Origin of the sequence: Paraburkholderia elongata (assembly GCF_013177735.1) — a bacterium.
In the GTDB taxonomy this organism is placed as follows: domain Bacteria; phylum Pseudomonadota; class Gammaproteobacteria; order Burkholderiales; family Burkholderiaceae; genus Paraburkholderia; species Paraburkholderia elongata.
This window is the reverse complement of sequence record NZ_WOEZ01000165.1, coordinates 1-2,672: the sequence shown is the minus strand read 5'-3', so window position 1 is coordinate 2,672 and position 2,672 is coordinate 1. Positions and strand designations below refer to the sequence as shown.

Below are 2,672 nucleotides of genomic sequence, written 5' to 3'. Positions count from 1 at the left end.
ATTACCTGGGCCGCTACACACATCGCGTCGCCATCTCGAATAACCGGCTGCTGCGCTTTGACGGCGATTCGGTGCTGTTCCGGTGGAAGGACTACCGGCACGAAGGCCGCCACAGGACCATGACCCTGACGGCCGACGAGTTCATCCGCCGCTTCCTGCTGCACGTGCTGCCCGGCGGCTTCAAGCGCATCCGCAGCTACGGGTGGCTCGCCAACTGTCACCGGGCGGCGCAACTGGCCACCTGCCGGCGGCTGCTCGGCGTCGAGCCGCCCGTCGCTGCATTCCCTGCCCCCGGCGAGGACTACCGTAACCGTTACCAGCGGCTCACCGGCAGGTCACTGCGCGATTGCCCCGTGTGCGGCAAGGGCCATATGGTCCGCATCGAAGGCGGCGTGCCTGGCATCCTGCCGCGGGCTCCGCCTGACCCCAGCCATGTTCACTGACCGGCATCACTACCACCCCGAGCACGTTGGTCTTCCCCCATGCGGCCAACGCGAACCCACTCGTGCTCTGGCGTTGTCGCTCCATCACAATGCCGCAGAAACTCTGCACTACCTCACCATTGACCCTCGCATTCTCACTGTCTTCGCGCCACCGGCTCCTTCAGACCGCTCGCTTCCGGCCTGCGATGGCCACGTGCCAGCTATCGCAAATCACCGCGCCATTCATTCAATGCCCATAGAAGCGAACGCCTGCGGAGCGGTTTAGCACAAACGTTTTTTTGATTACCGATCCCGGGCTGGCTCCGACCGGCCTGTTCACGCGTCCGTGGCCGCGATCGCCAATCAAAAAAACCTCTGCCCTATGTCTCCAGCGACATAGGAGGCACACCCAGACTGCTGACCGACAGGCGTTGAGACTGTCACCAGGCGCGTGCGGCTCCCGTCGACGAGCGTCTAACAGGCCACTACGAGGCTACCGCGCGCCGCCGTCCTGCGTCATGACCAGCGCGAGCGACGCCGAGAGAATCGATTTCGCCAGTTTGTCATCGTCCACGGCCCGCGCAAGCGTAATGGCCCCCACGATAGTCGCGACGATACCCAGCCCTCCGTCTTTGCTATCGCTGGATGCGGCTTGCGCTATTCGTGACGCCAGTTTGCGCACGTAACCAGTAAGCTGCTCCCTGACGTCCGGATTCGCATGCCGTGCTTCTCCGGCGAGTGCGCACAGCGCACATCCATTGCCGGGATTCTTCACGTGACGCTCATTGAGGAAAACCTCGGCGATAGACTGCAGAGGCGTTTCCCCACGCTTTCCCGAACCGGTTGCAAGAGATGCTATGCGCTTCTCGCTCTGACTAACCGCGTGCTCGAGCGCTTCCAGAATCAACGCGTCACGCGACGAAAAATGGCCGTAGAACGCGCCGTGCGTGAGCCCCGCGCTGCGCATGCAGTCGGCGACGCCGAGCGCCTCGATGCCATGTTCGCGAATCTGCCGCGACGCGTTCTCCAGAACCCGCTGCCTGCTCTCAGCCTTTTGTGCCTGCGAATAACCCATTGTTTCGCCTCACCACTCTTGACAATCTGCATGACAAGCATAATACTGAATTTCTGCATGATGATCAACATACAGAATGAGATGTTGACGATACTCAAGCCAGTTTGGATGCGGTGGCTGTCCTGCGCTGCGTAACAGAGGTTTTTACGAGGTTTTCACGCTGTCAGCAGACGCGGCTTTCGCTGCGATCTCGCGGCGTAATTCACAGGAGAAAGATATGCGTTTTACCGGAAGAACAGCGCTCGTCACCGGCGGCAACAGCGGCATTGGCTTTGCTGCAGCGAAGCTTTTAATCGCTGAAGGCGCCCGTGTTGCGATCACCGGCCGCGATCGCGCAAAACTGGATCAGGCAGTATCCGAGCTCGGCGAAAACGCGCTTGGCATTCAGGCCGATCTCGACGATGAAACCGCGATCGAGTCGATGTTCAAGCAGATCCAGGAAGCATTCGGGTCCCTCGACATCGTGTTCGCCAACGCCGGGATTTCCGGTCCGACGCCGCTTGGCGGCACGACCGCTGCTGCATTTGAGGCGATTCTTCGCACCAATCTCACCGCTGTCTTTCTCACGGTTCAATCGGCGCTTCCGTTGATGAGCGCCGGTGGCTCGATCGTATTGAACGGCTCCGTGATGCGCGAACTGGGCTCGCCTGGGTCGGCCGCTTATTCCGCTACGAAGGCGGGCGTCACCGGCATGGCAAAGGTCTTTGCGTCCGAACTCGTGCAGCGTGGCATCCGCGTCAACACCGTGATTCCCGGCGGCACGCGCACACCGATCTGGACGCGCGGCGCACGGGCCGACGCAACGATCGAGGGGACTGAAGAAGCGCTCGCACCTGGCATTCCGATGGCTCGCCTCGCTACACCTGAAGAAGTTGCCAAGGCCGCGCTTTTCCTCGCGTCCGACGATGCTTCGGGCATCACGGCGGCGGAAATCGTCGTCGACGGCGGCACGATCGGTGCGCCGCGGGGAGCGCCCATGTTCCGCAAGGGATGAGTGGCTCGACTTTTCGCTTACTGCCCGACCGGCTTAGAACAGCGACGCGCAGTCCTAACCCAACTTTCGCTATTCGCGGCCTCGGCTGATGCCAAGTCATTGATTTTAAATGACGTGCATATCAACAGTCTTCACTACAGGGCGTACGTTTTGGTAGCGGCCACTGGCGATGGCCGGGCCG

General features: G+C 61.3%; 3 protein-coding genes. 2 read left to right on the top strand and 1 reads right to left on the bottom strand.

Annotated elements, in window-relative coordinates; all coding sequences use genetic code 11:
• Window positions 1-443: IS91 family transposase (locus GNZ13_RS28775; RefSeq protein WP_172170893.1), on the top strand; the 443-nt coding region annotated here is incomplete at its 5' end.
• A gap of 472 nt (window positions 444-915) precedes the next feature.
• On the opposite strand, the gene GNZ13_RS28770 is transcribed toward GNZ13_RS28775, so the two are convergent.
• Window positions 916-1,497 (bottom strand): TetR/AcrR family transcriptional regulator, encoded by a 582-nt coding sequence (locus tag GNZ13_RS28770; RefSeq protein WP_172170891.1) that lies wholly within the window; start codon window positions 1,495-1,497, stop codon window positions 916-918.
• A gap of 217 nt (window positions 1,498-1,714) precedes the next feature.
• Between GNZ13_RS28770 and GNZ13_RS28765 the strand changes: the two genes are divergently transcribed.
• Window positions 1,715-2,491 carry an SDR family NAD(P)-dependent oxidoreductase gene (locus tag GNZ13_RS28765; RefSeq protein WP_172170889.1) on the top strand — a complete coding sequence of 259 codons (777 nt, stop codon included), beginning with the start codon at window positions 1,715-1,717 and terminating at the stop codon, window positions 2,489-2,491.
• The last annotated feature ends 181 nt before the right edge of the window (window positions 2,492-2,672 follow it).

Excerpts from the sequence above, each read along its gene's own strand:
- GNZ13_RS28770 (WP_172170891.1), bottom strand. The coding sequence starts at position 1,497 with ATGGGTTATTCGCAGGCACAAAAGGCTGAGAGCAGGCAGCGGGTTCTG.
- GNZ13_RS28765 (WP_172170889.1), top strand. The coding sequence starts at position 1,715 with ATGCGTTTTACCGGAAGAACAGCGCTCGTCACCGGCGGCAACAGCGGC.